This window comes from Serratia sp. 1D1416 (assembly GCF_003641105.1).
Lineage (GTDB): Bacteria > Pseudomonadota > Gammaproteobacteria > Enterobacterales > Enterobacteriaceae > Serratia > Serratia ficaria.
On the sequence record NZ_CP032738.1, the window covers coordinates 190,835 to 209,650 of the forward strand.

The 18,816-nt window shown below is 61.0% G+C and carries 16 protein-coding genes and 1 pseudogene; 3 read left to right on the plus strand and 14 right to left on the minus strand.

The window, feature by feature from the left end; genetic code table 11:
- Positions 1 to 4: 4 nt before the first annotated feature.
- Positions 5 to 2,371 carry a glycoside hydrolase family 31 protein gene (locus D7I37_RS00975; protein WP_129543174.1) on the minus strand — a complete coding sequence of 789 codons (2,367 nt, stop codon included), beginning with the start codon at positions 2,369 to 2,371 and terminating at the stop codon, positions 5 to 7.
- Positions 2,372 to 2,382: 11 nt separating this feature from the next.
- Positions 2,383 to 3,690 carry an MFS transporter gene (locus tag D7I37_RS00980; protein WP_061796499.1) on the minus strand — a complete coding sequence of 436 codons (1,308 nt, stop codon included), beginning with the start codon at positions 3,688 to 3,690 and terminating at the stop codon, positions 2,383 to 2,385.
- Positions 3,691 to 4,052: 362 nt separating this feature from the next.
- Here D7I37_RS00980 and D7I37_RS00985 point away from each other — a divergent pair, with 362 nt between their 5' ends.
- The 3 genes and pseudogenes from D7I37_RS00985 to D7I37_RS00995 all read left to right on the plus strand — a co-directional run bounded on the left by D7I37_RS00985 (position 4,053) and on the right by D7I37_RS00995 (position 6,564).
- Positions 4,053 to 5,135, plus strand: coding sequence for a LacI family DNA-binding transcriptional regulator (locus D7I37_RS00985; RefSeq protein ID WP_129543175.1), 1,083 nt, complete (start codon positions 4,053 to 4,055; stop codon positions 5,133 to 5,135).
- A 63-nt stretch (positions 5,136 to 5,198) separates the two neighbouring features.
- Positions 5,199 to 6,223 (plus strand): annotated as a pseudogene (locus tag D7I37_RS00990) (M4 family metallopeptidase).
- Complete coding sequence (locus tag D7I37_RS00995; RefSeq protein WP_061796523.1) at positions 6,223 to 6,564, plus strand: protealysin inhibitor emfourin; 342 nt, start codon at positions 6,223 to 6,225, stop codon at positions 6,562 to 6,564. Before D7I37_RS00990 ends, D7I37_RS00995 begins: the two are co-directional and overlap by 1 nt.
- 4 nt (positions 6,565 to 6,568) lie before the next feature.
- On the opposite strand, the gene D7I37_RS01000 is transcribed toward D7I37_RS00995, so the two are convergent.
- The 12 genes from D7I37_RS01000 to sseB all read right to left on the minus strand — a co-directional run bounded on the left by D7I37_RS01000 (position 6,569) and on the right by sseB (position 18,733).
- Positions 6,569 to 6,790 carry a zinc ribbon domain-containing protein gene (locus D7I37_RS01000; RefSeq protein WP_095098825.1) on the minus strand — a complete coding sequence of 74 codons (222 nt, stop codon included), beginning with the start codon at positions 6,788 to 6,790 and terminating at the stop codon, positions 6,569 to 6,571.
- 152 nt (positions 6,791 to 6,942) lie between these two features.
- Positions 6,943 to 7,899, minus strand: a complete 957-nt coding sequence (locus D7I37_RS01005; RefSeq protein ID WP_061796492.1) for an AEC family transporter — start codon at positions 7,897 to 7,899, stop codon at positions 6,943 to 6,945.
- Between the two features lie 88 nt (positions 7,900 to 7,987).
- Positions 7,988 to 9,472, minus strand: a complete 1,485-nt coding sequence (der, locus tag D7I37_RS01010; RefSeq protein WP_129543176.1) for a ribosome biogenesis GTPase Der — start codon at positions 9,470 to 9,472, stop codon at positions 7,988 to 7,990.
- A 177-nt stretch (positions 9,473 to 9,649) separates the two neighbouring features.
- Entirely contained in the window at positions 9,650 to 10,831 is a 1,182-nt protein-coding gene (gene bamB, locus D7I37_RS01015; protein WP_061796489.1) for an outer membrane protein assembly factor BamB, read from the minus strand.
- An 11-nt stretch (positions 10,832 to 10,842) separates the two neighbouring features.
- Complete coding sequence (locus D7I37_RS01020; protein ID WP_095098831.1) at positions 10,843 to 11,463, minus strand: YfgM family protein; 621 nt, start codon at positions 11,461 to 11,463, stop codon at positions 10,843 to 10,845.
- Between the two features lie 13 nt (positions 11,464 to 11,476).
- Positions 11,477 to 12,751: a histidine--tRNA ligase gene (gene hisS / locus D7I37_RS01025; protein ID WP_061796487.1), complete on the minus strand. Its 1,275-nt coding sequence runs from the start codon at positions 12,749 to 12,751 to the stop codon at positions 11,477 to 11,479.
- A 139-nt stretch (positions 12,752 to 12,890) separates the two neighbouring features.
- Positions 12,891 to 14,012: a flavodoxin-dependent (E)-4-hydroxy-3-methylbut-2-enyl-diphosphate synthase gene (ispG, locus tag D7I37_RS01030; protein ID WP_061796486.1), complete on the minus strand. Its 1,122-nt coding sequence runs from the start codon at positions 14,010 to 14,012 to the stop codon at positions 12,891 to 12,893.
- Positions 14,013 to 14,059: 47 nt separating this feature from the next.
- A complete protein-coding gene (gene rodZ / locus D7I37_RS01035; RefSeq protein ID WP_095098834.1) occupies positions 14,060 to 15,043 on the minus strand; it encodes a cytoskeleton protein RodZ in 984 nt (327 codons plus the stop codon).
- On the minus strand, positions 15,033 to 15,782 hold the full coding sequence (pilW, locus tag D7I37_RS01040; protein WP_061796522.1) for a type IV pilus biogenesis/stability protein PilW: 750 nt from the start codon (positions 15,780 to 15,782) through the stop codon (positions 15,033 to 15,035). Before pilW ends, rodZ begins: the two co-directional genes overlap by 11 nt.
- 97 nt (positions 15,783 to 15,879) lie before the next feature.
- Entirely contained in the window at positions 15,880 to 17,076 is a 1,197-nt protein-coding gene (locus D7I37_RS01045) for a bifunctional tRNA (adenosine(37)-C2)-methyltransferase TrmG/ribosomal RNA large subunit methyltransferase RlmN (protein WP_061796483.1), read from the minus strand.
- 236 nt (positions 17,077 to 17,312) lie between these two features.
- Entirely contained in the window at positions 17,313 to 17,738 is a 426-nt protein-coding gene (gene ndk, locus D7I37_RS01050) for a nucleoside-diphosphate kinase (protein ID WP_004952077.1), read from the minus strand.
- A gap of 164 nt (positions 17,739 to 17,902) precedes the next feature.
- Positions 17,903 to 18,733 (minus strand): enhanced serine sensitivity protein SseB, encoded by an 831-nt coding sequence (sseB, locus tag D7I37_RS01055; RefSeq protein WP_061796481.1) that lies wholly within the window; start codon positions 18,731 to 18,733, stop codon positions 17,903 to 17,905.
- Positions 18,734 to 18,816 lie beyond the last annotated feature (83 nt).

Below are 18,816 nucleotides of genomic sequence, written 5' to 3' on the forward strand. Positions count from 1 at the left end.
CGCCCTATTCCAACGTAAAACTCTCGCCCGGCTCGCCGTTAACCCACAGCGCGCGCGTTTCGCCGGCCGGCAGGCTCAGCTGCAGCGTACGCCACGCCGGGCGGAACTGCCCTTCGGGGGTGAGGGTCAGCATGAGCCGCTGATTGTCGCTGCGCAGCTCCCAGCGCAACCACAGCGCGTTGCCCTGCCGCCAGCCATAACTTTCCCCGTCGTCTTCGAACAACAGCCCTGACGCGCTGCCACAGCCTTTAATCGGGTACAGCCGCAGCTCGCGCCGATCGTCGGCGGCAGCGTCCACATGCGCCAGCCGCTGCGACAGCGGCAACCCGGCCCCGGCGCGCACCAGCAGCGGCAAGCGCTCCAGCGGCGCGTCCAGCACCACCGTCTGGCCGCCGCTGAACCATTGGCCGCTGTAGAAACAGTACCAACCGTCACCGTTGTCCGGCAGGTATACCGGGCGCCGGCGCTGCCCCTGCTCCACCACGCTGGCCACCAGCAGATCGCGGCCGATCAGGAAATCGTCGGTTTCCCCCAGCGTGCGCGCGTCGTGCTCATGATCGAGGAAGGTCGGGCGCAGCATCGGCTCGTCGTCGGCGCTGGCCTGCCACAGCAGGGTGTAGAAATACGGCATCAGCCGGTAGCGCAGGTTGATCGCCTCGCGCACCGCCGGGGTGACGGCCGGGTACATCCAGGGTTCGTTGACCGTGGCGTCGTCGTTCCACGAATGGATGGTGAAGCGCGGGTGCATCACGCCGTTTTGCACCCAGCGCACCAGCAGTTCGGCGTCCGGTTTGTCGCCGGAGAAGCCGCCGACGTCGTGCCCCAGGTTGTACAGCCCGGACAGGCTCATGCCCAGCCCCATGCGGATGTTGTAGCGCAGGGTCTGCCAGCTGGTGCGGTTGTCGCCGCTCCAGGTCTGCACATAGCGCTGCATGCCGGCGCAGCCGGAGCGCGAAATCAAATACGGCCGCAGCTGCGGCGCAAAGCGCTGCTGAGCCTCCATCGAGGCGCGCATCATCAGCAGCGGCATCACCGGGCGGATATGCTTGATGGCGAGCGGCCGGCCAAAGCCGTGGCAGCGCGCTTCGCCGTCCCACACTTCGTATTCGTTGTTGTCGTTCCAGGTGGAATCGATGCCCATCTCCAGCAGCTGCCGCGTAACGCCCTGCTGCCACCAGCGCACCGCCGCCGGGTTGGTGAAATCGAGGTGCGAGCCTTCGTCGTCCCAGAAGCTGGAGCGCTCCGGCGCCTCGCTCTGCGAATCGCGGATGAACAACCCCTGCTCCGCCGCCTGCCGATACTGCGGATGGTCCTGCAGCAGGCAGGGCTTGATGTTGGCCGCCAGCTTCAGGCCGGCGTCGTGGAACGCCTGGCTCAGCCGCTGAGGCTGCGGCACCTTGTCGTAGTTCCAGTTGAACACGTAACGCTTGTTGCCGATCGAGGTATAACCCGACGACAGCTGGAAAGAGTCGCAGGGAATGTCGTGCCGTTGGCATAAGGCGATGAACTGCTGCAGCTGCCGCTGGGCGTCCGGCGCGTCGGTGTAATGCATGGTCGAGCCGCTGTAGCCCAGGCTCCATTTGGGGCCGAAATGGGTTTTGCCGGTCAGCCGCACGAACGCCTTGGTGACGTCCAGCACCTTCGGCCCGAGGAACAGATAATAATCCAGATCCCCCGCCTCGGCCTGATAGCGGCGATAGGCCAGGTGGTAGTTGTCGATCTCGTTGCCCAGATCCAGCCAGCAGCTGCTCAGGTTGTCGTAGAACAGCCCAAAGCTCGCCTCTGCGCCGCGGGTGATGGTGAACGGAATGTGCTTGTACAGCGGATCGGTGCTGGCGGCGTTATAGCCCATGGCGTCCAGGTTGCGCATCTCGAAGCGGCGGCCGCTGCGTTCCAAATCGCCGGCCTTCTCGCCCAGGCCATAATAGCGTTCGCCGGCGAAGCGCCGCTGATAATGCGCCACCCCGTCGCCGTGCGGGTTAAGCAGGTAGGCGCCGGTCGGCCGGTCGGCCGCCAGCGGCCGCCATTCGCCGGCGCTGTTGCAGTGTTCCCACTCCAGCCACAGCGGCTGGTGAACGGTGACCCGCAGCGCGGCGGTGCTCACCACCAGCCGGTCGTCCTGCTGCTGCAGCCGGTAGCCCGGCAGGCTGAAACCGGCGACGCTCAGCCGGTCGCGCCCCTCCCAGGGCACATCCGCCTGCGGCGCGATGCTCCAGGTGCGATCCAGCGCCAGCTCGCCGCGCTGTTTGATCAACACCCGGAACAGATTGTCTTCCAGCACGTACAGGCAAAACAGGTGGCTTTCATCGACCCGCAGCTCAATGCGATCGGCGTGCTGGCCCGCCAGCGTCCAGTTTTTCAAGGTTTTCATAAGCATCCAACTTAGCTGTTAAGTGTTTTTTTGCCGCCGCGCTCGGCGATCAGGGCAATCAGGAACAGGGCGCCGATCAGATCGAAGAAGCCCATGGCGATAAACAACGGGTTGAAGCCGACGGTGTCGGACACCGCACCGATCAATAGCGTGAACAGGAAGCTGGCGATCCAGGCGCTGGATCCGCGCATGCCGTTGACCGTCGCCATCTGGTTTTTATCGAACGACTCCACCACCAGCGCGCTGAGCATGCAGGAGATCACCTGGTGGCCGAAGCCGCCGATCGAGATCAGCGCGATCGCCACGTAGGGATCCTTAGCGATCGCCACGAACGCCAGCGACACCATCATGAAGGCGCCGGTCACCGAGCTGGCGACCACCGAGTTGACGCGGGTGCAGCCGAACCATTTGCGGTACAGCGTGGTGAGATAGCCGCTGGCGACGCTGCCGATATCCGCCGCCAGGAACGGCAGCCAGGCGAACATGGCGATGTGTTTCAGATCCATGCCGCGTTCGGTGGCCAGATACAGCGGCACCCAGAAGCTGAACACCGCCCAGGCCGGTTCGGCGAGGAAGGCCGGAATGGCGATGCCGTAAAACTTTTTGTTTTTGCACAGGATCGCCAGCGATTTGAAGAACGGCAGCTTGGGCAGCAGCGGCTCATTGTCTTCGCGGATCAGATCCAGCTCCTGCTGGCTGAGATTGGGGTGCTGCTGCGGCGAGTGGTAGAACCGCCACCACAGCGCCACCCAGATCAGCGCCAGCGCGCCGGAGAACAGGAAGGCGCCCTGCCAGCCGAAGGAAACGTGGGCGATGACGATGATCGGCGGCGCCAGCATGGCGCCAATCGAGAAACCGACGCCCGCCCAGCCGGCGGCGATCGGCCGCTCCTTTTTCGGGAACCAGTCGGAGATCGCTTTGGCGTTGGCCGGCGTGGCCGCCGCTTCCGCTCCGCCCATAAAGAAGCGCAGGATCGCCAGCTGCAACCAACTGCCCGCCCCGGCGTGCAGCATGCACACCACCGCCCAGATGCTGGCGCAGATCAGGAAGCCCATCTTCAGGCCGATCACGTCGATCAGCCAGCCGCAGATCGGTTGAAACACCGTGTAGGCCAGCTGGAACGACGCCACCACCCAGGAATATTGCTCGGTGGTCATGTTCAGGCTGGTTTTCAACTCCGGCGCCAGAATGCCCAATGAGTTGCGGGTAATGTAATTGACCGTGACGCCCAGCAGGAACAGCGCCAGCATCCACCAGCGCAGCGATTTGAATTTGCGCCGCCCGCTCTGTACGACCGTCTGATTGATTTCAACACTCATCTGTCTTCTCCATGCGGCTGCCCGGTGAAACAGCTCGCCTTTTGGTAGGGCACGTTGTGGTATCGAAGGTATGGGGGGTGAAAAATTGAGATGTCGCTCGCAAAAATAGCCCTCAATAAATCACAACCGCATGAATTATTTTCGTTTTATTTATAATTCAGCCGAAAAATTGGACTGATAAATCTATAAAATTGGTGTACCAATGCAGACTAACCAGCGAAACGGCCCAGCGAAACGGCATTTTTTGCAAAAATTATCACAGGGTGGTCAAAAGCTGGTCATAATGCCCAAGAAATGCCGCCAGCATGCTGAGAAATCACAATGAAAATATTCTCACGGCCAACTTTGAAGGAGATCACAGAATGAACGGAAAGCTGAAAATACGGGAAATCGCCCGGCAAACCGGGCTGTCGATCAGCACCGTTTCCCGCGTGCTGGCGGGTAAAGCCAACACCAGCGCCGAAGCCCGGCAAAAGGTGCTGGCCTGCGCGCAGCAAAACGGCATTCTGCAGGGGATTTCCAGCGGCCGGCTGATGCTGAACAACGTGATGGTGTTCGCGCCGCAGCGGGCCTTCGACGTGCGCACCGATATTTTCTATTACAAGGTGATCCAGGGCATCACCGCCGCGCTGGCGCAGCATGAGGTGCGCATTCGCTACTGCGGGCTGGAGGAGGAACACAGCGACGGCGCGCTGTTTCTGGAAAAAATGAGCGATCCGCAGACCGAAGCGGCGCTGATTATCGGCATCGACGACGAGCACATCCACACCCTGGCCGCCGATCTGCACAAGCCCTGCGTGCTGATTAACTGCAGCGACCGGCAGATGCGGCTCGACAGCGTGTCGCCCGATCATCAGCTGATCGGCGAGTACTCGGCCAATTATTTATTCCAACAGGGCCACAGCCATATTCTCCACCTGCAGTGCCTGCGGCGGCACACCATGGAGCTGCGGCTGGCGGGCATCAGGCAGGCCTACGCCCGGCATCATATTCCCTTCGACGACGGCCGCCACCTGGTAGCCACCTCCGGCTTCGGCAGCGAAGAGGCCGAGCAGGCGCTGACCACCTACATCAACGCCATTGGCGCGCATGCGCCGCTGCCGACGGCGGTGCTGGCGGGCGGCGATTACATGGCGGTGGGGGCGGTCAAGGCGCTCAATAAGCTGCGGCTGAGCGTGCCGGGCGACGTTTCGGTGATGAGCACCGACGGCTTCAACCTGGCGGAGATTCACGATGTGCCGCTGACCTCGGTGCAGGTGCCGCGCGACGAACTGGGCTACGAGGCGATCCTGCTGCTGCAGCGGCGCATGCTGCGCGCCGATGCGCCGCCGTGCAATCTGCTGCTGCATGGCCGGCTGGCGGTGCGCGCGTCGGTCAGGCGCGTCAGCGCCAACCGCACGTCGCCGGCGGTCAGCACCCACGATCATCGGCTGTATGACGAGTAGGCTACACTTAGGCACAGTGCATTCATTCGATGAGGGTAAATTTTTTGCCTAAGGAGAGCCACTATGCCGACCCTGAGCGCGCGTTCCGTCATTCCCCTTACATGCTGCGACGCATCGTTGAGCACGGCAGCGCACCGCAGCGCGATTGCGCCCTGCACACCCTGAATCATGTCCAGAGCCTGCTCGGCAACCCGCCGCTGCGCACCCCCGGCGCCGGGACCGCCCGCGCCGGGGAGGCGCTCCGCGATATCTACGACGCGCAAAACGGCACCCAGCTGCCCGGCAAGCAGGTGCGCAAAGAGGGCCAGCCCAGCAACCGCGACGTGGCGGTGGACGAAGCCTACGACTACCTCGGCGTCACCTACGATTTCTTCTGGCAGGCATTCCAGCGCAATTCGCTGGATAACCGGGGCCTGCCGCTGACCGGCAGCGTGCACTACGGCAAGGAATACCAGAACGCCTTCTGGAATGGCCAGCAGATGGTGTTCGGCGACGGCGACGGTGAAATCTTCAACCGCTTTACCATCGCCATCGATGTGGTCGGCCACGAGCTGGCGCACGGCGTGACCGAAAGCGAAGCCGGGCTGATTTACTACCAGCAGGCCGGCGCGCTGAATGAATCGCTGTCCGACGTGTTCGGCTCGCTGGTCAAGCAATTCCATCTGCGGCAAACCGCCGGCCAGGCCGACTGGCTGATCGGCGCCGGCCTGCTGGCCAAGGGCATCAACGGGCAAGGGCTGCGTTCGATGTCGGCGCCCGGCACCGCCTACGACGACCCGCTGCTGGGCAAGGACCCGCAGCCGGCCGACATGCAGGGCTACGTGCAGACCAAGGAAGACAACGGCGGCGTGCACCTCAACTCCGGCATTCCCAACCGCGCCTTTTATCTGGCGGCCACCGCGCTGGGCGGCTTCGCCTGGGAAAAAGCCGGCTACGTTTGGTACGACACGCTGTGCGACAAGGCGCTGCCGCAGGACGCCGACTTCGCCACCTTCGCCCGCAGTACGGTGAAGCATGCGCAGCGGCGTTTCGATAAGACGATAGCCGATAAGGTGCAGCAGGCCTGGCGTCAGGTGGGGGTGGAATGATGCAACCGCTGCCGCCGCTCAATCAGGATACGGTCATTGAACTGGCGCGCGAGGGCGGCTTTGCCTTTATTCCCAAGCTGGCGGGCCTGCGGCGCATCGCGCTGGCCGATATTACGCCGGCGCAGCGGCAGCGCCTGAACCAGCTGCTGAACCAAACGCTGCCCTATGCGCGGGAAGCGGGCCAGCCAGACTCCCCCGGCTGTGGCGACCAACGCTATTTTCGCGTGCAAATCAATTACGCCAGCCAAAACCTGTGCAGCGAAATCGTGCTGCTGATCCCGGAGACCCGCGCGCCGCAGGCGCTGGTGGACCTGTGGAAAACCGGTCAGGTTGATGAGTGAACGCTTACAACGGCTGATAACTGAATAGCACGCGCTTTTTGGATACCAGCCCGTGGCCGCTCTGGCACAGGTAATCCACCGCGCCGCAGGCCTTCAGTTCCTGCAGCGGCTGCCCACAGTCCGGGCAGTGGGCCAGCTGCTGATAATCTGCGTTGCACGCGGCGCAATGATAGTGACCATTCACCCACTCCATCGTTTGTTCGCATTGCGGACAGTGCGCTTCCATACTGACTCCCAAAGCCTGCTCAGCAGGCGTTATTGTCGCGGCCAATTTGGGTGCGGACAGCGCGCAGAACCCGCAGCGTACACAGAGTACGTGAGGAGTTCGAGCACTGCCCAATCCCAAAGTGGCAAGTAAAATAGCCTGGTGTACAGACTTTAGATGAGGCCCCACGAGCGCAAAAAATATATCCCCAGCGCGGTGGTAAAGAACGAACCGACGGTGGTGATGGCGATAATATTGGCCGCCAGCGTGGCGTTGCCGCCCATGGCGCGCGTCATCACGTAGCTGCCCGAGGCGGTCGGCGTGGCGGAAAACAGAAAGATGATCCCCAGCGCCGCGCCGTGAAAACCGCACAGCCAACCGCCGAGCGTCATCAATATCGGCACGATAAACAGCTTGGCCGACGACGACAGCGCCGCCACGTTGGAGGAGCGGAACATGGCGCGCAGATCCAGGCTGGCGCCGGTGCACAGCAGCGCCAGCGGCAGCGACAGCGCGGAGATATAGCCGCCGGTTTGCCGGACCACCTGAGGAATGCCCAGGCCGGTCTGCGCATAGGCCAGCCCGCACAGCAGGCCGATGATCAGCGGGTTGGTGACGATGCTGCGCAACAGCGACAAGCGGCTGATTCGTTTGCCCTTCCCACCCTGCAGGCTGCGCGTCAGGGTGATCACCGACAGTACGTTGAACAAGATCACCGTCACCGTCAGGTACAGCGAGCCGAGCGCCACCCCTTCGCTGCCGTAGGCGGTCATGGCGTAGGCCAGGCCGACGATGGCGGTATTGGCGCGGAAGCCGCCCTGCACGAACACGCCCCGCTCGCGCGGTTCCTTAACCAGCCACACAGCGGCCACTTCCAGCAGCAGGAAGGTCGCGAGGGTGCCTATCGCCCCGAAGATCACCAGCGACAGGTTGCCCAGCAGCTGCGGATGGTTGGTGGCGATGCTGAAAAACAGCAGACAGGGCAGCGCCAGATTGAACACCAGCTTGGTGGCGCCGTCGATAAAGCGATCGTCCATCAGGCGCCAGTGGCGCAGCAGGATGCCCAGCAACATCATTAACAGATTGGGTACGGTGACGTTGAATGCAAAACTCCAGGTTTCCCAGGACATGAGGTTCCTTCAGGCTGGCGGCGGTAATCTTCAGATAATAAACAATAAAAAAGGGTGCGGCATCACTGCCACACCCCTTTTTATCGATTTATTTGCTTTTCTTCAGGTGGCTCATCAAGCGCTTGCGCTTACGCATCTGGTTTGGCGTCAGCAGGTTGCGCTTGCCGGCGAACGGGTTGTCGCCCTCTTTGAACTGGATGCGGATCGGCGTCCCCATCACCTTCAGCGAGCGGCGGAAGTAGTTCATCAGGTAACGCTTGTACGAGTCGGCCAGATCGCTCACCTGGTTGCCGTGGATCACCACGATCGGCGGATTGTACCCGCCGGCGTGGGCATATTTCAGCTTCACGCGGCGGCCGCGCACCAACGGCGGCTGATGGTCGTCGGTGGCCATCTGCATGATTTTGGTCAGCATCGAGGTGTTCACGCGGCGGGTCGCGCACTCGTAGGCTTCCTGCACCGATTCGAACAGGTTGCCGACGCCGCTGCCGTGCAGCGCGGAGATGAAGTGCACGCGGGCGAAATCGACAAAGCCCAGGCGCAGATCGAGCATCTCTTTCACGTGTTCGCGATCTTCTTCGCTCATGCCGTCCCACTTGTTGACCGCAATCACCAGCGAGCGCCCGCTATTGAGGATAAAGCCGAGCAGCGACAGGTCCTGATCGGAAATGCCTTCGCGCGCGTCGATCACCAGCAGCACCACGTTGGCGTCTTCGATCGCCTGCAGGGTTTTGATTACCGAGAATTTCTCTACGGTTTCCGTTACCTTGCCGCGTTTGCGCACCCCGGCGGTGTCGATCAGCACGTATTCGCGCTCGTCGCGCACCATCGGAATATAAATGCTGTCGCGCGTGGTGCCCGGCATGTCGTACACCACTACGCGCTCCTCGCCGAGGATGCGGTTAGTGAGGGTAGACTTGCCTACGTTCGGGCGGCCGACGATCGCCAGCTTGATCGGCAGATCCTGCGGGTTGAAGTCGTCTTCCGGCTCTGCAAACTCTTCGAGGTTTTCGCCTTCCTGCTCGGCCCAATAGGCGGCGTTGGCCTCTTCTTCGGTCAGCTCGGCTTCTTCCTCTTTAGCCGGAACGAACGGCACCAGCACGTGCTCGATCAGCTGAGTGACGCCGCGGCCGTGCGAAGCGGCGATGGCATAAACGTCGCCCAGGCCCAGCGAGTAGAAATCGGCGGTGGCCATGTCCGGATCCATGCCGTCGGTCTTGTTGGCCACCAGGAAGGTCGCCTTCTGGCGGTTGCGCAGATGCTGGGCGATACCCTGATCGGCCGGCATCAGGCCGGCGCGGGCGTCGACCATGAACAGCACGATATCGGCCTCTTCAATCGCCAACAGCGATTGGCCGGCCATGCGCGTTTCAACGCCGTCTTCGGTGCCGTCAATACCGCCGGTATCGACGATGATAAATTCATTGCCCTCAACTTCAGCACGACCATACTTGCGGTCTCGCGTTAGCCCGGGGAAATCCGCCACCAGCGCATCGCGCGTCTGTGTCAAACGGTTAAACAAGGTGGACTTACCCACATTCGGGCGCCCGACCAGCGCGACGACAGGTATCATTGTTGAAGCCTCATTACTTAATAATCAATGCGTTACTGCAATCCGGATAGACACCGGCAATGCAGCTTATAAAATACGAAACGGCCCCTGAACCCTCAGGAGCCGTTTTCCCCTTCATCTTTCGCGCCGCAGCGGCGCGCAGCCTGTCGGGTAGCGAAAAGGTTGCGACGACCGGCGTTAGCGGGTGAAAGCGTAAACTTTCCCGCCGCGGGCCTGGATGACCAGCTTATCGCCAGCCACCATCGGCGCAGACAGGAAGCCGGAGCTGTCCACTTCCTGCTGGGCGACAAAACGGCCGTCCGTGGTGTTGATCCAGTGCAGGTAGCCTTCGGCGTCGCCGGTCACCAGATAACCATTATACATCACCGGCGGCGTCAGGTTGCGGTGCAGCAGATCGCTCTGCGTCCACACGGTCACGCCGCCTTCGGTGCTCAACGCCACCACCCGGTCATTCTGGTCGATCAGGTAAATGCGGCCCGCGTCGACGATAAAGTCGTTCACCGAGCCCAGTTCGCGTTTCCAGATGATCTGGCCGGAACGCAGATCCAGCGCCGTCAGGTTGCCATTGTAACCCAATGCGTAGACGATGCCTTCAACGATTACCGGCGTGGTGTCCACATCGTTCAGGCGGTCGATCTCGGTCGCGCCGCTCGGCTGGGAAATGCGCTGCTGCCAAATCAGCTGGCCCTGCTGCAACAGCACGGCGCTGACGCGGCCGTTGTCGCCGCCGACGATGGCTGCGCCGAAGGCGACGGACGGCGCGGACTCGCCGCGCAACGACAGCGATGGCATGTCCAGGTTAACCGTCCACTTCACCGCGCCGTCAGACTCGTTCAATGCCTGCAGCAGGCCGTTGGAGGTGTGGATCAGCACCATGCCGTCGCTGATCACCGGGCGAGAAATCGCTTCGCCGGCCACTTTGGTCTGCCAGGCTACGGTGCCGTCAGCGGTATTCAGCGCGTAAACCACCGCTTTCTCGCTGCCGACATAGGCTTTATCGCCTGAAACCGTTATGCCGCCCGACAGCAGCGCCGGCAGGTTGCTGGAGAAGAAGCCGGTCTTCTCGGAGAGATCGACCTTCCACTTCTCGTTGCCGCTGTCGGCGTCCAGCGCCTTCACGATGCCGTGACGGTCCGCGGCGTAAATGGTGCTGTCCTGGAAGGCCGGGCGCAGGTGAGAATAGAACTCACCGATGCCGTCGCCGACCGAGGTGCTCCACGCCTTGTTCGGCGTAAACTGATTTTCAACTTTCGGCAGCGGCGACATGGTAACCACGTCTTCTTCACTGTTAAACAGCGAGCAACCACTCAGCAAGGCAACGGAAACCAGTCCGACCAAGAGTGTTTTACGCAATTGCATGGGAATTCCCCTTAGCTGGACAAGTTATTCAATTTCATGCGCAGCAGTACCTGCAGCGCCTGAGAAGCGTTGGATTCAATGCCTTTGCTGTAAGCTTCGCGCGCGCCCTTGGCGTCGCCCTTGGCCAGCAACACGTCGCCGCGCACATCCTGCGTCATCGCCGTCCAGCCTTCGCCTTTCACGCCATCCAGCGTTTTCAGCGCTTCATCCAGCTTTTTCTCCTGCAGCTGGACGCGCGCCAGACGCAGGTTGATCATCGACAACAGGTTATCGTCTTTGGTCTGGCCCTGCGCCAGCGCCAACTGCTGTTCCGCCTTGGCGAAATCGTTCTGCTCGACAAAATGCCTGGCCAGCTGCAATGCGGCCAATACGCCGTAGCTGTTGCTGTTGGCCTGGATGAATTTCTCGGCGGCGGCCACGTCGTCCGGCTTACCGGCCGCCAGGCGATCGCTGGCCTCCTGGTAGGATTGCGACGCTGCCATCATGTTGGAGTTTTGGTTGCTCTGCCAAAAGCGCCAGCCGACCAGGGCACCAATTCCGAGCACCACGCCCACCGCCAGCGCTTTGCCGTTTTCGGCAAAGAACCGACGCACGGCGTCGACTTGTTCGTTTTCAGTGGTATAGACTTCCACGGTGTCCTTCTCCTTAACCTAACATCATAGCCAGACGCTCAGCGACTTCGCTTTGCGCCAGCGTTTCTTGTTCACCACTGCGCAGGTCTTTCACCACCACCTGTTGTGCCGCAACTTCGTTTTCGCCCAGAATCAATGCGACGCGCGCGCCCCATTTGTCTGCCCGGGTGATCTGCTTCTTGAAGTTGCCGCCACCGTAGTTGGTCATCAGTTTCAGCTGCGGCGCGGCGTCACGCACCTGCTCCGCCAGCTGCATCGCCGCGCTCTGAGCGCCGGCGCCGGAAGAAATTACGTATACATCAATGGTGGACGGCGCCTTGAACGCCGGGTTGACCGCCTGAACCAACAGTACCAGACGCTCCAACCCCATCGCAAAGCCTACGGCAGGCGTCGCGCGCCCGCCCAGCTGCTCGACCAAACCGTCGTAACGGCCGCCCGCGCACACCGTGCCCTGCGCTCCCAGGCTGGTGGTCACCCACTCGAATACCGTGCGGTTGTAGTAGTCCAGACCGCGCACCAGGCGTTCATTGATGGTATATGGGATACCTGCCTGCGCCAAAAGTTCACACAGACCGGCGAAGTGAGCGCGGGATTCTTCATCCAGGTACTCGGACAGGCGCGGCGCGTCGTTCAACAGCGTCTGCACCTCCGGGTTTTTCGAGTCCAGCACCCGCAGCGGGTTGCTGTACATGCGGCGTTTGCAGTCTTCGTCCAGCGCCTCGACGTGCTGCTCGAGGAAGGCCACCAGCGCATCGCGGTAGTTGGCGCGGGCCTCCAGCGAGCCGATGGAATTCAGCTCCAGCCTGACGTGCTCGGCGATGCCCAGCGCGCGCCACCAGCGGGCGGTCAGCAGGATCAGTTCGGCGTCGATGTCCGGGCCTTGCAGGCCGAACACTTCCACACCCAGCTGATTGAACTGGCGGTAGCGGCCTTTTTGCGGACGCTCATAGCGGAACATCGGGCCGATGTACCACAGACGCTGTTCCTGATTGTACAGCAGACCATGTTCGATGCCGGCGCGAACGCAGCCAGCCGTGCCTTCCGGACGCAGCGTCAGGCTTTCGCCGTTGCGGTCTTCGAAGGTATACATCTCTTTTTCTACGACGTCGGTCACTTCGCCGATCGCGCGTTTGAATAACGGGGTCTGCTCTACAATCGGCAACCGGATTTCGCTGTAACCGTAGCCGCCAAGCACCTGCTTGAGGGTGCCTTCAATACGCTGCCATAATGCCGTGTCTTCCGGCAGGTAGTCGTTCATGCCGCGAATGGCTTGAATGTTCTTTGCCACGTGAGTTCTCTGTCCGTTGTCTATAAAAATGAACCCGATTATAGGGACTTTGCCGCCCCGTATTCAACGCGGATGCGGTTTTCTGCCCCGCGGGTTCATAAACCAGCGGGCCAAACAGCCCGCCATATCGATATGATGCTTATTTTTCCAGCAGGTTGACCGAGATGCGATTGGCTTCATCCATCATCGAAGCCTTGGCGCGGATCTTCGCCTCCAGCTGGTCAATCATCTGCTCGTTGTCGAAACGTTCTTTCTGGCGCACGCCGTCTTCGTAGAAGCCGCTCTTGTTGTGGCCGCCGGTGACGCCCATGGTCGACACCAGCGCTTCGCCCGGCCCGTTGACCACGCAGCCGATGATCGATACGTCCATCGGCGTGATGATGTCTTCCAGACGCTGCTCCAGCGCGTTCACCGTGCCGATCACGTCAAACTCCTGGCGCGAACAGGTCGGGCAAGCGATGAAGTTGATGCCGCGCGCGCGAATGCGCAGCGATTTCAGAATGTCGAAACCGACCTTCACTTCTTCCACCGGATCGGCCGCCAACGAGATGCGCAGGGTATCGCCGATGCCTTCCGACAGCAGCAGCCCCAGGCCGATAGCCGATTTCACCGAGCCGCTGCGCGCGCCGCCGGCTTCGGTAATGCCGAGGTGCAGCGGCTGATCGATGCGCGACGCCAGCAGGCGGTAAGACTGCACCGCCAGGAACACGTCGGAAGCCTTGACGCTGACCTTGAACTGGTCAAAGTTGAGGCGATCCAGGATATCCACGTGGCGCATGGCGGACTCGAGCAGCGCTTCCGGCGTAGGTTCGCCGTACTTTTCCTGCAGGTCCTTCTCCAGCGAGCCGCCGTTGACGCCGATGCGGATCGGGATGTTCTTGTCGCGCGCGCAATCCACCACCGAGCGGATGCGCGATTCGTTGCCGATGTTGCCCGGGTTGATGCGCAGGCAATCCACGCCGTATTCGGCGACCTGCAGCGCGATGCGATAATCGAAATGAATATCGGCGACCAGCGGCACGTTGACCTGCTGCTTGATCAGCTTGAACGCCTCGGCGGCATCCATGGTGGGAACCGAAACGCGGACGATATCGACGCCGACGCGCTCCAGCGCTTTGATCTGATTAACCGTTGCTTCAACATCGGTGGTACGGGTGTTGGTCATCGACTGTACGGCAATCGGCGCGCCATCACCAATAGGCACCTTGCCGACGTAAATTCGCGTTGATTTTCGACGGTTGATGGGCGCTTGGTTATGCATTACTTACTCTCCATTGTTGCTCTGACATCACGGCCACTGCCGCGCAATTACTGCGCGGCAACGGTCAGGCGAGCAACACGGTTTGACTTAACGAACCGGCTTAAATCAACCGGCTTACCTTGATATTGAATCTGCACTGCGGCCGGGGCGCCGATGGTCAGTTTATACGGCGCGGTGCCGGCCAGGTTCAGCTTGCCGCCGCTTTTCTGGGTGCCGCTGAACAAGGTTTTGCCGTTGGCGTCGGTCACCTGCAGCCAGCAATCGGCCGAGAAGTCCATCACCAGCGCGTTAGGATCGGCTGCGGCCGCCGCCACGCCCGCGTCTGCGGTCGGCAACGGGGCCTGGGCGGACGGTGCCGCCGGCGCCGTTTCCGGCAACGTCGTCTGGCTTGGCGACACCACGGCGGGCTGCTGCGCTTCGGCGGCAGGCGCCTGAGCGATCGCCGCCGGCGCCTGTGGCGCAGCGCCGGTATCAACCGGCGTGGTGGCGTTGTCCGTCAATGGCACGCTGGTGCCGCCGTCGGCGTTGCCGTCGGTCAACGGAACCTGTTGACCTTCGTTGTTTTGTGAAAGCTGGGCGGAAGACTGATCGGCCATGGTGGCGATCTCATCCTGCTGCGCCTTGTGGTTTTGCCACCACCAGGCGCCGGTCAGGCCGATCACCACGAACACGATCAGCCAGGTGAAGCTCATCAGCCAGCCATCGCGTTTTTTGCGGCGTTTGCCCAGAGAGAAGCTCTGCATCGGCGCAACCTTCGCCATTTTCAGCGGAGCCTGCTTGGCCAGGATCGGCAGCAGTTCGTCTTCCGGCAAATGCACCAGCTTGGCGTAAGAACGGATATAACCGCGCACAAACGTCGAAGCGAGATCGGCGGAAATGCTGTCTTCTTCGATGTCGCGCACGGTAGACATTTTGAGGCACAGGCGCTCTGCTACCGCCTGTTGGCTCAGCCCGAGTTGCTCACGGGCCTGACGCAGGCGTTGGCCCGTCGTCATCGATTCGGTTTTATCTTGGGAGGCTTCAGTATTCATTAGCTAAGAACTGCTGGTACTGTTTGGATTGTGGAAAACTTCGCGCTAGCTGCTTGCCATAGCGTTGAACGCTATCCTGACGCCCGGCTAACGCGGCGAAACGAATCTGTAACCATAAGCTGCTGGCGCTGGCCGGCAGAACATGTTGATAACTATCCAATAAAAGTTGCGACTGTATGCGCTTCCCTTCTCCAAATTGCTTTTCTGCCTCCACCAACAGTGGAGTGCCTTTGTCCGGATCGACCTTCAGCGCGCGGGTCAACAAGGTGCGCGCTTCGTCATTCTGTCCGGCCTTGAGAAAACAGTAACCTGCGTTTTCCAGGCTATCGGCGACCTGACCGTAATCGGGCGCCAGCGCCGCGGCGCTAAACTGCTGTTGTGCCGGTACATACTGCCCTAAACTGCAAAGAAACGCACCGTAATTATTCAATACGGTGCCATTGCCCGGCGCAAGTTTGAGCGCCTGCCGATAGCGCTGTTCGGCAGCGGCGTTCTCGCCAATCCGCTGCTCGTAGAGCGCCATGCCCAATTGGCTGCGGTAATCCTGCGGGGCCGCGTCCAGCGCCTTTTCCAGATTCTGCCGCGCGGCGTTCATATCGCCCTGCTGCAGATATTCCAGACCCAGCCGCAGCCGCGTCTGGCCCGCTTCGCCAGACTGCGCGTCCTTTTCCGGCGAGGAACCGGAACAGCCTGCCAGTAAACCGGCCGCCAGCAACACTCCCCACAGTTTCAGCTTCATGCCCGCATTTATTTCCTTATCGGCGGTTATCGGTTCGCCTGCCGCGGTGATTTTTCGCATAACAGGCTGTTAGATAACAAAAACAATGCTATAGGATTCAGACCGCCCGCACGTTGATAGGTTCCCCGGCCATTTTCTTTTTCAGGGTACGCTTGGTACGGTCGATCACCTCACCCGCCAGTTGCCCGCAGGCGGCGTCGATGTCGTCACCGCGGGTTTTACGAACAATAGTCGTAAAGCCGTATTCCATCAACACTTTGGAGAAACGATCCACCCGGCTGTTGGAGCTGCGGCCGTAAGGGGCGCCCGGGAAGGGGTTCCATGGGATCAGGTTGATCTTGCACGGCGTATCCTTCAGCACTTCCGCCAGCTGATGCGCGTCGTCGGTGCTGTCGTTGATGTGATCCAGCATCACGTACTCGACGGTGACCCGCCCCTGGTTGGCGTTGGATTTCTCCAGGTAGCGGCGCACCGCGGCCAGGAAGGTCTCGATGTTGTACTTGCGGTTGATCGGCACGATCTCGTCGCGGATCTGATCGTTGGGCGCGTGCAGCGAGATCGCCAGCGCCACGTCGATCATGTCGCCCAGCTTGTCCAGCGCCGGCACCACGCCGGAGGTAGACAGGGTCACGCGGCGTTTGGACAGGCCGAAGCCGAAGTCGTCCAGCATGATCTCCATCGCCGGCACCACGTTGTTCAGGTTGAGCAGCGGCTCGCCCATGCCCATCATCACCACGTTGGTGATCGGGCGTTCGCCGGCGACTTTCAGCGCGCCGATGATTTTCGCCGCGCGCCACACCTGGCCGATGATCTCCGACACGCGCAGGTTGCGGTTAAAGCCCTGCTGCGCGGTCGAACAGAATTTGCACTCCAGCGCGCAGCCTACCTGCGAGGAAACGCACAGGGTAGCGCGGTCGCCGTCCGGGATATACACGGTTTCGACCTGCTGATCGCCCACTTTGATCGCCCATTTGATGGTGCCATCGGCTGAACGCTGTTCTTCGGCCACTTCCGGTGCGCGGATCTCGGCGACGCGCTGCAATTTTTGACGCAGGACCTTGTTGATATCGGTCATCTGCTCGAAATCGTCGCAGCAGTAGTGGTACATCCACTTCATCACCTGATCAGCGCGGAACGGCTTCTCGCCCATTTTGGCGAAGAATTCGCGCATTTGCTGCCGGTTCAGATCCAGCAGGTTAATTTTGGCGGCGGCCGGTTGTTCCGCGTTAACGGATTGAGTAGACAGCGAATTATTTTCAGACACGGTGTGCTCGGACGTGATGGGTTCTAACATAATGATCTCTGGCCTCGTTGTTACACGTTATGGCGCTAAAGAATGGAAAGTAAGTTGTGCGGTGCAAACCGGGTACCCCGGGGACGGCACTAAAAACGCGCCCCTGACGAGTCGTCTCATCAGGGGCGCGGCATTGTACAAATTTTAGTAGCGGGTTTCCATGTCTGAAAGGCATTCAGGGCATTTTTATTGTTTCAGCCGGTGAATGCGCGCTTCCTGCCAGGAAACGCCGAGCATCAACGTGGGCAGATTTCGCTTTCGTTGAAGAAGTATGCGATTTCGCGCTGTGCGGATTCTACCGCGTCGGAACCGTGAACGGCGTTAGCGGTGAAGCTGTCCGCGTAGTCGGCGCGCAGGGTGCCGGCCAGTGCGTTGTCAGGGTTGGTTGCGCCCATGATGTCACGGTTGCGCTGTACCGCGTTTTCCGCTTCCAGAACCTGTACCACGATCGGGCCGGAGGTCATGAACTCAACCAGGCCGTCGAAGAATGGGCGACCTTTGTGCTCGGCGTAGAAGCCTTCAGCCTGTTCGCGGGTCAGACGCAGCATTTTGGATGCGATGATTTTGAAGCCTGCACGCTCGAAACGCGCATAGATTGCGCCGATGTCGTTGTTGGCTACGGCGTTTGGTTTAATGATGGAAAAGGTACGTTCTACGGTCATGATGGCCTCTGTATAGCTTCCAAAACAGGCCGGTCTGCAACAAAGCCGGCCTTCTCAAGTGGCGCAGATTATATGTGCGCCGTTAACGCTTGCCTACGGGAAAATCAACATTTCATTAAAAAAATATGATCTTCATGGGGCATCATCGACGCCGCCGGCAAGGGTTACTGGGTTTTGTCGGTCGACGGAATGATGTTGCGCAGCCAGCTGCCCCAGCGGCGCTGATAGAACGGCTGGGTATGGGTGATCAGATAGTGGCTGACCCCGCGCTCTTTTTCCGACACCAGGCAGAAATCCACCGGTTCGTCGTTGGGCGCCGTTTCGCTGGCCACGCCGCCGGCTTCGTTGATCAAGGCGTCGATCTCCGCCGGCTCGCCATCCACCTCCAGGCCGACCAGCAGATTGGGCTTCTCGTCCACCGCCCGATCGTGCATCAGCGCCAGAAAGGCGCGGCGCACCGGCTTGCGCTGGCTGAACAGCGTGGTCAGCGCGTCCACCATCGCCGCAGGGTATTCTTCGGGCTGGCCGAGCAGGATCTGCGTGTCCTTGTCGACATAGTGCTCCACCGGCTTGGCGACGCCGCCGGTGGCCAACAGCATCGCCACCTCTTCCGGGTAAAACTCCTTGCCGTACTCCGCCTTCGGGTTGAGGAACAGATCGGCGCCCTGGGTGATTTCAAACAGCACCCGCGCCGGCAGCGCGATGAACGGCTGTTCGTCCTCAACGGCTTTCTGCAGCGCTTCCAGCGAGGAGAAGAACGGAATGATGCTGCCGCCGTCCTGCTTTTCCCAGTGCTGGATATTGATGGGGGTATCGGCGTTCAGGATGACGTCTCCGTCCTGCGGCACCTGTTCGCTGTCGCCGAGGATCAATACCGTGGCCTCCAGCAGCTCGCGGAAGAACGCCGGGCGGTGGGCCGGCTCCGTTACCGCCAGCTTCAGCAGGCGTTCAAGTTCGTTCTCGCCGGGGGCGGCATCCTGATGATGGGAACTCATGGCAAACTCCAGGGATCAAATAACGGGGCCCAGCATGCTGGGCCCCGACGATAACGCCTATTCTAGCGCCCGCGATAACGGGC